The sequence below is a fragment of the Lysinibacillus sp. FN11 genome (genome assembly GCF_024628845.1).
GTDB classification, from domain to species: domain Bacteria; phylum Bacillota; class Bacilli; order Bacillales_A; family Planococcaceae; genus Lysinibacillus; species Lysinibacillus capsici.
On the sequence record NZ_CP102383.1, the window covers coordinates 2,119,469 to 2,132,855 of the forward strand.

The 13,387-nt window shown below is 35.0% G+C and carries 19 protein-coding genes and 2 pseudogenes; 6 read left to right on the top strand and 15 right to left on the bottom strand.

The genetic code is table 11. From position 1 onward, the window contains the following. Positions 1–67 precede the first annotated feature (67 nt). Together NP781_RS11430 and NP781_RS11435 are read left to right on the top strand one after the other, a co-directional pair. A pseudogene (locus NP781_RS11430) lies at positions 68–429 on the top strand (DMT family transporter); the annotation flags it as partial. Between the two features lie 168 nt (positions 430–597). Beyond that, on the top strand, positions 598–1,008 hold the full coding sequence (locus NP781_RS11435) for a DMT family transporter (protein WP_257522531.1): 411 nt from the start codon (positions 598–600) through the stop codon (positions 1,006–1,008). Positions 1,009–1,139: 131 nt separating this feature from the next. On the opposite strand, the gene NP781_RS11440 is transcribed toward NP781_RS11435, so the two are convergent. From NP781_RS11440 to NP781_RS11480, 9 genes are all read right to left on the bottom strand, one after another. Further along, positions 1,140–1,619 (bottom strand): GNAT family N-acetyltransferase, encoded by a 480-nt coding sequence (locus NP781_RS11440; RefSeq protein WP_257522325.1) that lies wholly within the window; start codon positions 1,617–1,619, stop codon positions 1,140–1,142. A gap of 453 nt (positions 1,620–2,072) precedes the next feature. Beyond that, on the bottom strand, positions 2,073–2,441 hold the full coding sequence (locus NP781_RS11445) for a hypothetical protein (protein WP_048392639.1): 369 nt from the start codon (positions 2,439–2,441) through the stop codon (positions 2,073–2,075). 95 nt (positions 2,442–2,536) lie between these two features. Further along, entirely contained in the window at positions 2,537–2,911 is a 375-nt protein-coding gene (locus NP781_RS11450) for a DUF6713 family protein (protein ID WP_257522326.1), read from the bottom strand. A gap of 331 nt (positions 2,912–3,242) precedes the next feature. Beyond that, complete coding sequence (locus NP781_RS11455) at positions 3,243–3,848, bottom strand: ABC-2 transporter permease (protein WP_221682928.1); 606 nt, start codon at positions 3,846–3,848, stop codon at positions 3,243–3,245. Continuing rightward, entirely contained in the window at positions 3,841–4,707 is an 867-nt protein-coding gene (locus NP781_RS11460; RefSeq protein ID WP_004225204.1) for an ABC transporter ATP-binding protein, read from the bottom strand. Before NP781_RS11460 ends, NP781_RS11455 begins: the two co-directional genes overlap by 8 nt. Before the next feature lie 5 nt (positions 4,708–4,712). Further along, positions 4,713–5,084 (bottom strand): GntR family transcriptional regulator, encoded by a 372-nt coding sequence (locus NP781_RS11465; RefSeq protein WP_036076388.1) that lies wholly within the window; start codon positions 5,082–5,084, stop codon positions 4,713–4,715. A 15-nt stretch (positions 5,085–5,099) separates the two neighbouring features. Further along, complete coding sequence (locus NP781_RS11470) at positions 5,100–5,405, bottom strand: YfzA family protein (protein ID WP_257522327.1); 306 nt, start codon at positions 5,403–5,405, stop codon at positions 5,100–5,102. Between the two features lie 343 nt (positions 5,406–5,748). Further along, positions 5,749–6,594, bottom strand: a complete 846-nt coding sequence (locus NP781_RS11475; protein WP_257522328.1) for an MBL fold metallo-hydrolase — start codon at positions 6,592–6,594, stop codon at positions 5,749–5,751. Between the two features lie 95 nt (positions 6,595–6,689). Further along, a complete protein-coding gene (locus NP781_RS11480) occupies positions 6,690–6,827 on the bottom strand; it encodes a hypothetical protein (RefSeq protein WP_221682930.1) in 138 nt (45 codons plus the stop codon). 270 nt (positions 6,828–7,097) lie between these two features. Here NP781_RS11480 and NP781_RS11485 point away from each other — a divergent pair, with 270 nt between their 5' ends. The 4 genes and pseudogenes from NP781_RS11485 to NP781_RS11500 all read left to right on the top strand — a co-directional run bounded on the left by NP781_RS11485 (position 7,098) and on the right by NP781_RS11500 (position 8,889). Then, positions 7,098–7,607, top strand: coding sequence for a DUF3231 family protein (locus NP781_RS11485; protein ID WP_257522329.1), 510 nt, complete (start codon positions 7,098–7,100; stop codon positions 7,605–7,607). Positions 7,608–7,699: 92 nt separating this feature from the next. After that, positions 7,700–7,807 (top strand): annotated as a pseudogene (locus tag NP781_RS11490) (manganese catalase family protein); the annotation flags it as partial. Positions 7,808–8,155: 348 nt separating this feature from the next. After that, positions 8,156–8,272: a YjcZ family sporulation protein gene (locus NP781_RS11495; protein WP_004225198.1), complete on the top strand. Its 117-nt coding sequence runs from the start codon at positions 8,156–8,158 to the stop codon at positions 8,270–8,272. A gap of 218 nt (positions 8,273–8,490) precedes the next feature. Beyond that, positions 8,491–8,889: a hypothetical protein gene (locus NP781_RS11500; RefSeq protein WP_257522330.1), complete on the top strand. Its 399-nt coding sequence runs from the start codon at positions 8,491–8,493 to the stop codon at positions 8,887–8,889. A 224-nt stretch (positions 8,890–9,113) separates the two neighbouring features. On the opposite strand, the gene NP781_RS11505 is transcribed toward NP781_RS11500, so the two are convergent. From NP781_RS11505 to NP781_RS11525, 6 genes are all read right to left on the bottom strand, one after another. Beyond that, positions 9,114–9,314, bottom strand: coding sequence for a cold-shock protein (locus NP781_RS11505; protein ID WP_004225195.1), 201 nt, complete (start codon positions 9,312–9,314; stop codon positions 9,114–9,116). Positions 9,315–9,586: 272 nt separating this feature from the next. Continuing rightward, positions 9,587–9,709: a hypothetical protein gene (locus NP781_RS25640; protein ID WP_341275683.1), complete on the bottom strand. Its 123-nt coding sequence runs from the start codon at positions 9,707–9,709 to the stop codon at positions 9,587–9,589. Between the two features lie 91 nt (positions 9,710–9,800). Beyond that, positions 9,801–10,676 (bottom strand): cation diffusion facilitator family transporter, encoded by an 876-nt coding sequence (locus NP781_RS11510; protein WP_306831947.1) that lies wholly within the window; start codon positions 10,674–10,676, stop codon positions 9,801–9,803. 343 nt (positions 10,677–11,019) lie between these two features. Then, on the bottom strand, positions 11,020–11,775 hold the full coding sequence (locus tag NP781_RS11515; RefSeq protein WP_257522332.1) for an SDR family oxidoreductase: 756 nt from the start codon (positions 11,773–11,775) through the stop codon (positions 11,020–11,022). Between the two features lie 159 nt (positions 11,776–11,934). Then, a complete protein-coding gene (locus NP781_RS11520; protein ID WP_257522333.1) occupies positions 11,935–12,591 on the bottom strand; it encodes a hypothetical protein in 657 nt (218 codons plus the stop codon). Positions 12,592–12,637: 46 nt separating this feature from the next. Next, positions 12,638–13,111 (bottom strand): GNAT family N-acetyltransferase, encoded by a 474-nt coding sequence (locus NP781_RS11525; protein WP_221682934.1) that lies wholly within the window; start codon positions 13,109–13,111, stop codon positions 12,638–12,640. Between the last annotated feature and the right edge of the window lie 276 nt (positions 13,112–13,387).

Genomic DNA, 13,387 nt, shown 5'->3' on the forward strand with positions numbered 1-13,387 from the left:
ACTTACTTTGATATAATCAATCATGCGTTGTTTTACATTTCTTCAACAAAGGTTGTGATGAATTTTTATGTTTGCCGTACTTTTGGCTATAAGTATTGGAGCTATTTTTGCTGTGCAAACAGCCATTAATGCTCAATTAAGAAAGTTTGTGATTTCTCCTTTTTTAGCTTCCATGATCTCCTTCGCTATTGGTGTCATCTTCTTAACTATTACATTAGTAAGTAGTGGTTCATCACTGGGGATTCCATTAGATTTATTGTTGAACCAACCTATCTATATATGGTTGGGGGAATTGGTGGCGCTATTGCGATAACTACTAACATTCTTCTGTTTCCTAAATTGGGAAGTGTGCAAACGGCCATCCTACCGATCTTTGGAATGACTCTCATGAGTATGTTAATCGATCATAATGGATGGTTTAACTCCACACAATATTCCTTTGGATGGAATCGAATCTTTGGTATATCGTTAGTCTTAATCGGTGTCTTTGTAGCAACAGCTATACGAAGAAAGAAAAATGAGCAGTATTCACCTCAAATAAATAAGGAGAGGATGTTAAATCAATGGATTTGGCGAATAGTAGGCATTCTAGCAGGAATGTTACTAGCTATCCAAATTGCTGTTAATGGGCAATTAGGTAAAGTTCTTCACTCTTCTTCTCATGCAGCCCTTGTTTCATTCTTTGTTGGTACTATTACCTTGATTATGATTGTTGGGTTAAAGGATCGTTCTTACACAAATATTAAAGAGCCTTTTAAACAATCTGCTCCTTGGTGGATATGGATTGGCGGGATCTTAGGAGGATCTTATGTTCTAATCAATGTGTTTCTTGTCAATCAAATTGGAAATGGCCAAACTGTAGTCCTTGCTTTATTCGGTCAAATCACTGGTAGCCTACTGGTACAGCAATTCGGATTGTTTAACTCGATAAAGAATCGAATTCAACCTTTACAAATAATTGGTTTAATGGTGATGATAGCTGGTGTAATTTTAATTAGGCTATTTTAAATAATTTCCTTTGTTGACCTTGAACGATGAAACTCTTTTTCAAGAATGGATGCGACATTTCCCCCAGAACATAAAACCAGAGTTCATCTACGAAATGTAGCATAAACTCTGGTAACGATTGTGGTCCATCTTTATTTTATTAATTGCCTCATGATGATTTCTTCGCCGATACGTCCTATTAGCCTTTCATTCGTATCTTCAAACCCTACTTTTACATATAGTTTCTGTGCTGGTATATTATCTTTGTCTACAACTAAAACAATTTCATCGCAATTAGGAAATTCTGCTTTAACAAACTCAACTAGTAATGTCATTCCTTGTTTTGCGTAGCCCTTCCCTTGTTCCGTATGATTAATTGATAATGCAGATAAGAGCATCGCATTTCTATTCGTAGAATATTTCTTAACTCGTTCATTAGAATTTAGGAGAAAGAAACCAACAGGTGTATTTTCACTTAGAATTACAATGCGATGCTGTCCTTCATTAATTTCCTCAAAATTGCTCGGCAGTGCAGAAAATTGTTGTTGCTCTTCAGTAAGGACAAAAGCGTTCAGTTCTTGCATATATTCACTTGAAAAATGCTTTAATTCAACCTTCTTCAATTTTTCCATTACATAATTCTCCATTCACTTTTCTATACTTTACCATTTTATTAGGTTGTGGTCATTCTTTTATTTGAAATTTCGAAAAAACACGTACGTTAGATAAAAAAATCACCTAAAAATGCCTAGGCTCTACATTAATTTGAGTACCTTGGCATTGTTGTTACTTATACTTTCTCTTGGATATGGTTACAGGTATAGTGGCAACCATTAATATTAACCCTAGATAGAGAGGATATTTTAAACATGCATTCGTTGAATACCCCAATAAATAAGGCATACCTATTAAGGCCATGACTACTCCAATTACAAACAAGCCCATTTCAATTTTTCTAATCATTCTCCCATCCCTTACCATTCCTTATTCATTTTCTAACACTATCCCTATAAACAGAGAGGCTTTATCTAAGAAGTTTCTTTAAAATAAAAGACACCCCTCAGAAATAAGGAATGTCTAACTTTTTATCTATACACATCTAACAGATTTAACAAATATCTTTCTAATTCATTAATCGCAAACAAAACTTCCTTATGAAGTCTATCCTCGACAACGCTATCATCATTAAAGACCTCTAAGTATTTATTCACTTCTACAAAGAATTTTTCATACTCCTGTAAAAACTTATCAATCGTTTGATCACCAGGTGTTACAGATAAATAAATTGTTTTAAATAAATTAAAATCACTATACGCATTACTTAAAAAATAGATAGCCAGTATTCTATCGCTATTAATATACAATTTCACAAAAGATAGATTTTGTTTCAATTTTTTCAATGCATTGATAAGATTGTTCGTTTGCTTCAACATATTTGCCGTATTACTATACATCTGATAATCACCTCCATCTTTATAATAAGCAGAAAACCAACAAATTGGAATAATTTTCTGCAAATTACTAGCTGAAAACTTCGTTTATAATACAATTAAGTCGAAATATTAATTAATAGTGCTAAATGTATTACCGCAAGGACCCCCATTGGATAAATAATGGATCTTGAAAACCTATTTTTAAATTCATTTCGAGGATGCCTTTCAAAAAATAAATGCAGGATTGCATGAATAATGAAGAATAAATCAAGGACCCCAAAAATGATGGTTTGATACTGACTGAAAAGTAAGGAAAGGATGAATACGTAAAGAAACAGGTGAATAAAAGTGAATACTTTATAAGCCTTTGAATCTTCCAAATCTTTAAGTATTATAAACAATCGCCACTCAGAGCGTCTTATTGCATCCATTTCGTGCAGAAGAAATAAAGAAAAGTTAAATAAAAAAAGAATGAGTAATAAATCAGGCATATCAAACCTCCTACAGTATATATACCAAATGTTACTATAAAATCACTAACGAAATACTAAGTAAACACGCCTAAATATGTCGATTTGTAGGACTAAGGAGGCTTTCATTCTTTTTCTTATATTAGTGGTATTCTATACATTTTTTAACTGCATGAATTTTTAGTTTAATAAAGGAATTATATTTATTATAGGTTCTTCATAAGGATGATTATCAGTTATAACCTTTTTTACTTCATTAATTTTTGCATTTAGACATTTAAATTCATCTTGCATTCAATTTTAAATTTGACCACTTTCAAGTAATCTTCTAGGAGTAAACAAAAGCACACAATCAGAAGGCTTTTCGTTGGTAAATAATATGTGTAATCCCCCAAGAAATAATATAGATTAGCATAATGAAAAGTGTCGACCCTGTATATATAACCGTAACGGATGTGTTATCTACAAAATCACTAATCGTTGTTAAGTGTTCATTCATATACAATGCAATCGGTCGTGAAATCCAAGTTAAGAGGATAAAGCTAATAAGTATAACAATTGTAATATAACCCTGTTTAAATATCTGAAATAATGGGAAGGTAAGCGCAGCAAATAGTAAGAATAAGCCACTACCAATGGCAATGTCAGATATCGTAAAATGTTTATTGAAAGCTAGAAGCGCTAGACTTGTAACACCTATGGATAAAATCATATAGGCAATCGCTCCAAGATAGCGGGATGCGATAATTTCTGTACGTGTGTATGGTAAGGAGTTTAATAATATATTCGTCTCAACTTTTTCATCGTATGCATACGTGTTAAAGGGAATAAAAATACTGGCGACCAGAAAAATTAAAACGGGTGGTGTCCCCACCAAAATAAAAACTAAGATAAAAGGAATAAAAAGTACTAGCTGCCTTTTCTGTAGTATGACATCGCGTTTAATTAAGTTAAGCATGATGGATGCCTCCTTTAAAGTAATACATGATATCTTCCAGAGAGGCACGTTCAATAATAACTGTGTCTCCAAAAATATTTTTCGCTGCTTTGATATTATCCGTTAACGCTTCAAATCCTGTAGATGCACGATGTACATGAACAAATGCTTTTTCAGTGTCTCTATCAAGTAGATTCAACTCGCCTTTAACGAGGGCATAGTTTTCAGCTACATCGTGTATAGATTGATTAAATACTAATTCCCCTTTCTGTATAAAAGCTATGTAATCTGCGATACGATCTAAATCAGTTGTAATGTGCGTAGAAAAGAAAATGGTGCGATTGCCATCAACCATTAATTCCTGTAAAAGATCTAACAGCTCCCGTCTAAAAATGGGATCTAATCCTGCTGTTGGCTCATCCATAATGATTAGCTCTGCATGATGTGAGAGGGCTATTGCCAATGAAGCCTTCATTTGCATCCCTTTTGAAAATGTTTTGATTGCTTTGTTAAGCGGTAGTTCGAATTGTTCTACGTATTGATAAAATAATGTATCGTCCCATCGCTTGTAAGCAGGTGCAACGATACGTTTTATATCTTTTAAGTTCAACCCTTCAAAAAATATATTGCCATCGTATACAAACCCAATGCGCTGCTTAATCTCCTTCTCATGCGTCTTGTAGTCCAATCCAAAAAGCTTAACTTCTCCAGCATCTGGCCGTAATAGATTCATCATCGTTTTTATCGTTGTGGACTTACCCGCTCCATTCGCTCCAATGAAACCCGTTACAAAGCCTCGCTTTACCTGTAAATTTATATGATTTACGGAAAAGCCTTTGAACCTCTTTGTTACATTCTTTAACTCGACTACATTTTCCATCCCTTTCACTCCTCGTATAAAATCTTCAATAATTCCTTTAGCTCCTCAAGTGACAGGCCTATTTCTCTGCTATTCGCAATGACCGCACTCAGCTGTTCCTCAATAACCTTCAGCTTCTTTTCCCGTATAACCTCCAAATTTTGCTCCGCTACAAACGATCCTTTGCCAACAATGGAATAGATAAAGCCTGCCTTCTCCAATTCCTCATAAGCCCGTTTTGTTGTTATTACACTAATTTGTAAATCCTTTGCGAGGTTGCGCATGGATGGTATGGCTGTGCCCTCCTGTAGTTCACCTGCTAAAATAAGTGATTTAATTTGATTCGTAATTTGTTCATAAATTGGCTCCTTTGAACTGTTCGAAATAATTATTTGCATGCCAATCCCTCTTCTTTATTTTTTTGAGAATATCGTTGAAAAAATACTCCCTAGTGCTGCAATCAGTATAGCAATAACATGGATTGTGATGCACATATTAAAAAAAGGAAAGGAATAAGGTGTTATCCATTCGGAGAAAAGCCTCGAATCCAAAATCCATCTTCCCATTCTGGCAACTAAATTATTACTATCGTTCATGTTCGGCTCCAGAGCAGTGCCATCGACCGTAATAAAGATCAATTGAACAATTAAAAATATACAGATAGTGATAATCCATCGTTTTAACAGATTACTTTCATGCGCTTTTTCAGTGCCTACCACTTAAACAATCCCCCCACCAATTAATTATATTGTATATATACTATATAAACATTATATACACAATTAAAAAATTTGTTCAACCACTTTTTTTGGGTTTAAAGGAAATTTTACCGTGAAATGAGCTGTGGCATTCAAATACATAGAAGGAGCCTGTTTTGATAGCTATTATCAAAACAGGCTCCTATTAACTACTTGGCCATTGATTGTGTCTTGTCATGCAAATATGTTCATTCTACAGTTGCAATTTGATAATTTATGATATAATGAATCATCTGACTAAATTGGCAAGACAATGGCTGTAGCGTGTGACGACGCTGCGGCTTTTTCTTTGTTTTTTCCTTAATTAATTTAAATATTTACCCTGCTTGGGTAGTGCGATTTGATCAAAATCATCGACAAGTTTTTTTAGATTGCTTGTCAGTTCTTCGCCCTTCATTGGTAATCCGTGCCCTGTGATGGCAACGGAAGGTTTTAGTATGGCTAATTTTTCAATAGATGCTCGAGCAGCCAGCCAATCTGTTGTAAAATATTGAGGGGGACCACTGATTTCTTTTGTCTGTGTAATCACCTTATAAAGAGATTCTTGTTTGACCGTAACAAATGCATCGCCAGCAATAAGCACCTTATCCTTCTCACGGAATAAAGATATATGCCCTGGTGAATGGCCTGGCGTATGAATCCATTGGAAACCTGACATAAATGGAACACTACCATCAGAAGGTAAAACTTTGAGGTTACCACCTAAATTTATAGCTTCATTTGGAAAAATAGGTGACATTTTAGCAACCAAGCCGTTATTGACCGTTGGATCAGGCTCTGGATAATTTTGTTTTCCAGATAAAAAGGGTATTTCCAATGTATGCGCATAGACAGGAACATCCCACATCTCTATTAATTCTATGATACCTCCGACATGATCAAAATGACCGTGAGTCAGTATAATTGCCTTCGGTCGAGACTTAGAACCATAACGTTCTTCAACAACTGAAATGATCTCATCCGCACTTTTGGGCATCCCCGCATCTATTAGCACAAAATCTTTCATCTGGGGTTCACCATAAAGTACAATATTTACAATTTGAATCGTGTATTGATATAAATCAGGTAATATGTCTATACCTACACCGCTTCCAACAGAAGTTGCTGGGATAAATTTATAATCTTCCCCGTAATTCAAATTCTTGTCCATTTTAAATCATCTTCTTTCAATTAAGTCATTGGAGGTTCAAGCACAACAATGAAGTTTTATTTATGGAAATGCCACAGCATGGCATACTTATCTTCTTACTTCTTTTCTTTTTTATTGAAGGGTTGTTCTTTCTTTTGCTCTTGTTCCTCTTTTACCGCTTCTAATTCTTCAGGATTAAATTCCATTGCTAGTTCTTCTTGCTCTGCTTCATTCTTTTGCTTTTCTTTTGACAAAACACTCACCTCCAATATGCTTTAAAGTGGCCTTATTAAGAAAATCTATACTTTTCATTTTTTTCAAAGCTATCAAACGTATAAATAACCAAAAAACACCCATTCTATAAGTGCGTAGTGTCTCACTACTTAAAGAGCTGCAGAGATTTCTTTCTCTGTGGCTTCTTTTATTTTTTACATTAAAAATTTTATTAAAAGTGAATTTTACTTATTTTTTCAGCCATACTAACATAGCTTTAACGGCGAAAAATAAGAAAAGGATGTGTACAGATGGGTATTCTTGGTGGAAATCCAAAAGATGAACCGTTGCATTATGGTGAGGTATTTAGTGTGTGGTCGGGTTTAATTGCAGACTATGGCATCATTTCTGGCTATCAAACATTTTATAATCATGCTGGTGATGAAGATCTTAAAAAAATTATTGAAGATATCATCGAAACATGCAGGGAAGAAGTAAAGCAATTAGAAAAAATTCTAAAAACAAACGGGATTGCACTACCTCCTGCATCACCTGAGAGACCTGTAGCAAGACTTGAAGATATTCCTCCAGGTGCTAAGTTTAATGATCCAGAAATAAGTGCTGCCCTTACTGCTGACCTAGCAGCTGGATTAGTTGCATGTAGTCAGGCAATGGGTACTTCTACTCGTGAAGACATCGCATTAATGTATGGGCAATTCCATATGGCTAAAGCTCAACTTGGTGCAAAACTTTTACGTTTAAACAAAAATAAAGGCTGGCTTGTACCACCACCATTACATGTTAATTATCCTGAAAAATAAACATTCCCTTAGTTTAGTACAGTACTCGTAGATACGTACGTATAGATGGGATATGCTTTAGGGGTAGATTAGGGGAAAACTTCTAAGCACAAACTCCAAGTAGAAATGGTGGAGAATTAAATGTGTCCCCTCCACCAGAAGGATTCCCATTACCTGTTATGCCAGAGATGCCAAATGAATATAGTCCTGGCCTGAAAAATAAAATATTTTTAGCTGTAGCGTTTGCGACGCTGCAGCTTTTTGAATGTATAAATAGACTATATTTGTATCGCACACTTCATAGGCTGTGACGTTGGTTGACCGTGATAGTCTTATTTTTATTTTAAAGGCAATAAACTATGCACAATGAGTTAACTTTTCATATTAATAGTAGTGTTAAGCTAATCTAGTTTAACCTGTACCTCCCGAATTGTTACTTAGGGTCACTTTCAGCCGAGTGACCCTTCAATATTTATTCATTTATTTATATCTCGTTCTAAATTCGATTATTTGGCTTGAAGCTTTCTATACTTTACATATTCTAGCTTCTCGAAAGGAGGGACTTTCATATGGGATATGAAGTTTACGGTTCAAACTATGGCAAGCATGATAATTTATCATTCGCTCTAATTGTTGTCCTCTTTATTCTTTTAATTATTGCTGGCGCTACTTTCTTATATCATTAATATTTACCTTCTAATATCCTCAAATATTCATACTAGGATCAAAGGGTCGTCTCCCACCTTGGTGACCCTTTTTTACTACTTACTTTGTAGCATAGAAGCATATATGTAGGAAGCTTACATATGTCAAGTTTGTTATTCACACAGTGTACTAATCTAACAAACAGTTCATAGAATATATCAAGCATAATTAGGGCTAAAAATAACAAAGGAGAATGCCTATGAGCATTGATTTTATTACACTTGCCCCAACAGTCATGCAGGTGTTTAAAGCAGGAGATGCAAATCCAAAAAAAGTAAAGCGAATTGTTTATGGACAAGCTACCTCTGATGCAAATGGAATAGCCACATTATATTTTACAGACAATGCATTAGCTAATGGCAATCCGCTCTTATCTACTATTGACTATGCAGTGGCAAGTGTATACTCGACAAATTCAACGATAAACTTAAGACCGAGGGTTCAAATGAGAGAGAAGAATATTAGTGGGAAATATGTCTCTGCTAATATTACAAATATTAGTGGTGTGACAGTATTAGGGATTAGTGTATTAGGATCAGAAAATCCAGTAAGTGGTGTTATTGTAGATTTTATGGTTTTAGGTAGTTTTGATATGTAAACAGGTCATACTGAACAAACTCCTTCCTGTTACTTTTACATCCTTTATTAAATGGTAGACCTTTCTTGGTAAAACCTCACATCCTCACTTCTTTCGTCGAGATAGGCAAGTAACAAATGTATTTTGATTTGAAATGTAATGAGAAAAAATAAAGACAAAGTCGAAAAAATCGACTTTGTCTACTGAAAACACTCTATTTAAGAATGTTTTTCTTCATTTAAAAATTAAAGTTTAACGATGTTAGCAGCTTGTGGTCCACGTTGACCTTCTTCAACTGTGAATTCAACTTTTTGACCTTCTTCAAGTGATTTGAAACCTTCACCTTGGATAGCTGAGAAGTGAGCGAATACGTCTTGTCCGCCTTCTACTTCGATGAAACCAAAACCTTTTTCTGCGTTAAACCATTTTACTGTACCTTGTGTCATTTAAATGACCTCCAATAATGTTATTAAATAAAATCATACAACTTCCAAAGAAAAAAATTCACATATTACAAAAAGTAACTAACAAAACACGATTACTCTTTGTAATATGTGAATTTATTATTTCTTTAAGAAAGATTCTATTACATACAGTATATGATAAAAAATCGTATTAGTCCAGTGTAAAGTGAAATTTTTTATCAATGAAAGGCTAAAACTTTCATATACCACTTATTTAAAGGGGTAAAATTAGTCATTTCACCGCCATTAAGTAGCTACAGATTATTTATTGAGGAGTTGGAAACTACATTACCTTGGCCTTCATTATTCCTGCTAACAGCTAACATCGTGCCATCAGCCTTTAGCCCAACAGTATGATAACCCGTAGCTAGAGGCAATTATTTTTGTATTTCAATAGCGATATTCCTTACCTCATTAATTCCGTATATTTTTTTGAAGCTGAATATTACATTTTAGGACTTAATTGCCCTATGCATCCTTAGGCTCCACATGGACATGCACTTCATAAACTCCTTGCTCTTCCACCATATTTTTTTCAACAACCGAAGCAACATCATGTGCTTTCGTGATATCTAGCTTTGCATCTACAAGTATAACGACATCAATTACCTCATTATTCCCATAATTTCTTCCTCTGATTTCTTTCAATCCTTTAACGCCATCTATTTTTAAAATAATCTCTTTGTATGTTTGCAGAATTTTCTCATCAAATCCATCCGATAGTTCATGAGAAGCTTCCTTGAAAATCTCCCAAGCTGTTTTACAAATGATGAAACCTACAACGATCGCAGTTACCGTATCTAACCAAGGCATATGTAGTTGTGACCCCAAAATTCCTACAGCGGTTCCAATACTTACCCAAGCGTCTGACAAATTATCTTTAGCTGCAGCCATAACGGCTTTACTATTGATCTTTTCAGCCAATTGTTTGTTGTAACGATAGACAAAATACATCACCAATGCTGATCCTACCCCTACATAGGCTGCAACCATATCCGGCGACTCTTTTCCACCCTGAAAAATGGAAGAAAAACCACCGATCAATACTTGAATACCAACGGCCATCATAATAAAGGAAGCGACCATCGATGCAATGGTTTCACTTTTCCAATGACCATAGCGATGATCATGATCTGCTGGTTTTTGTGAAAGCTTTAGTCCAATGAGTACTGCAATAGAGGCAATAATATCTGTCGTATTATTCAATCCATCCGCTTTTAAAGCTTCTGAACCACTCAAGTAACCAATGCCAACTTTTATGATGGATAAAATTATATATGCAATAATACTGATGATGGCACCACGTTCACCTAATTTAAGATTATTATATCTTCCTGCTTCCAATTCACTTACCTCCCACTTACGTACATTATCATCATAACAACCCAACATCGAGTGGGTCTACAGCAACCTTTTTGCACTACTATACATAAGTAGGAGGAATATAAAAGTGTTGATGAGGGGAAAAAATAAAGCCCTTAGGAAGAAACTCAGATACTGGTTCAAAGCCTAGAAATTATTATACTAACCGAATAAAATAGTAGTGTATCTGTTCTTTAAGATTTTTTCCTCCAACGAACACACCTAACAAACCTTGGTCATTTCCATTTTCGGGAGTGACCCTTTTTACGTACTTATAAGCATGTAAAAAACCTTGCCACAACTGTAGCAAGGCTTTTCATCTCAATTATCCTCGTAGAAATCCGCCCTCTGAGTGGATTATTTGTCCAGTTATCCATGTAGCCTCCTCGCTAGCAAGAAAGCTAATCACCTTGGCCACATCCAGTGGTGTCCCAATTCGACCCATTGGAAATTTAGGTAACAGATAACCCCTAATCTCATCATTCATCCATGTAGAATCTGTTGGCCCTGGATTGACAGCATTGACGGTAATGTCCAGTGGTGCTAGCTCCTGTGCTAATGATCTAGTAAAGGCTGAAATTGCCCCTTTCGTTGCTACATAGGCTAGCTCTCCCATCATAGGACCTAAATCTTGACCAGATGTCATATTAATGATTCTCCCTGAATTTAAATTAGCTTTTTCAAAAAGACGTGCAAATTCCACACAAAGTAGTAAGGTTGACCTCATATTCACCGCGTAATGTTCGTCTAATGTTTGAGCATCTAACGCTAGATAACCATCTTGTGCTGAATGGGCAGCATTATTTACTAAAATAGAAGGTACACCTAGTTTTTCGAAAACCGTTTGGAGTATCCTTTTTGGAGCTTGAGAATCTGCTAAATCAATTGACATTTCTTCACATGAAACACCCATACTCAAAATTTCCTGTTTGAATTCTCCTATCCACTTACGATCAGCATGCCAGTGTGTAAAAAAAACATTGACACCGTCCGTAGCCAATCTTCTACAAATAGCTGTTCCAATATCTTGAGGGTGGCTTGCACCTGTAATGATTGCTATTTTACGTTTTGTTTTTTTCATTTCTTTTTACCCCCATGCTTTTTGATGGTTATTGAGATTATTAATAAAAAAAGAGCATTACCATAATGGTCTGCTCCGTTTTTAGAAATCAAAGCCCTTACACTGAACATCCTTTGAAATGACCACCATACCTAGTCAAACAAAATTCGTGTTAATTTTCTAATCTAAAACTTTAATCTGATTTTGAACTTCAATAGAAAAGGCTTCTACATCAAATTGATGTTGCTTTATCGTATCTTCGGCTAACTGTTGAGCCTTCTTTTTAGCCTTGTCATTTTTCTCTTCTGTTAAATTAATCCTTACTTGAATTTCCTCAGACGTCATACTATGGTCAACGCTGAAAGTGCCAAAATCTTGTGTAAACATTGTCTCAAATAGATTGGCCATGACATCATTATAACTTAGCCGAGTTGAGATCGTTTCTGCTGGCTCATAGAGTTGCTTTAATGTTATTTGAAAAGAGATGGGGTTTAATTCATTAGCTTTGATAACGTCCAGCATTGTTTCTTCTATATGTTGCTTTGTCTTGTGATCGACCTTGTCGGGTAATGACACAAGGAGCTCTATTTTTCCATTAGGTAAAATTCCATAATCTAATAGAAAGCTATAGGATTCTTTGCGCAATGTATAAGAAATCTCACTAATTAAAAATTGATATTGCTGAATATAACGCAATAATTCATCATTACTAGGTTGTGACATAGAAACATTGGTTTTTTCAGCATATTGAATAGGTGCATTTGCAAAAAAGAAAAATGCACCACAAACAATGCTTAAAAGTAGAAACCATAACGTAAATAACCTTTTAATAAACATGTATAGCCCCCTTATTCGGGACTATATGCCAATTATCTAAAGTAAATTACGGTAGAATTTTATAAAACAACACACGATCTTGATTTTCACCACCATAATTACTATGAATGGACGTATTATCGATCACCTTGTCACCCTTTTCCATTCTAAAACCGAGATTCTTATGGAAGGCGATGGACACTTCGTTAATAGGCGACGTAACACATTTCACAATATTTCGATGGTATTGCTTCACCACATGAAAGAATACATCATATAATCTTTTTGCAATATTCTGTTTTCTGTAATCAGGATGGACCCCGACAAAATGGATGAACGCTTCATTCGTTTTGGACTGCGATAAAAAGCCAATGAGGAAGCCGATAATTTCGCCATCCTTCTCCATAATAAGGCTCGTATTTGTAAAGTGATCAAAAAATAATTTAGGCAGCTTATCTGACATATTCCTACCGCCCCACCACTCATTAATCAATGGAGATAAAGTATAGTAATCTGAACTCTGTACACTACGAATATTCATGGAATCCCTCCTCCTTTTCAAGTCATACAACAGACTTATAGTCTGAATATATCTACAGCTATTATATAAATGGTGACATTCACCACAGCAAACGCACTACAAATGTATTTAAGTTATTGTGCTGAGGCTCATACAAACTCAAAAACAATCACCATAACCAGATATGGATAAAACAATGTAGAAATGTAGATGAATACTATCTATATACCCTCCATCTAGGTAGGTTAATCCTACTCTTATTTTACCCTACCATTTATTTCAATATCAATGGTTCTA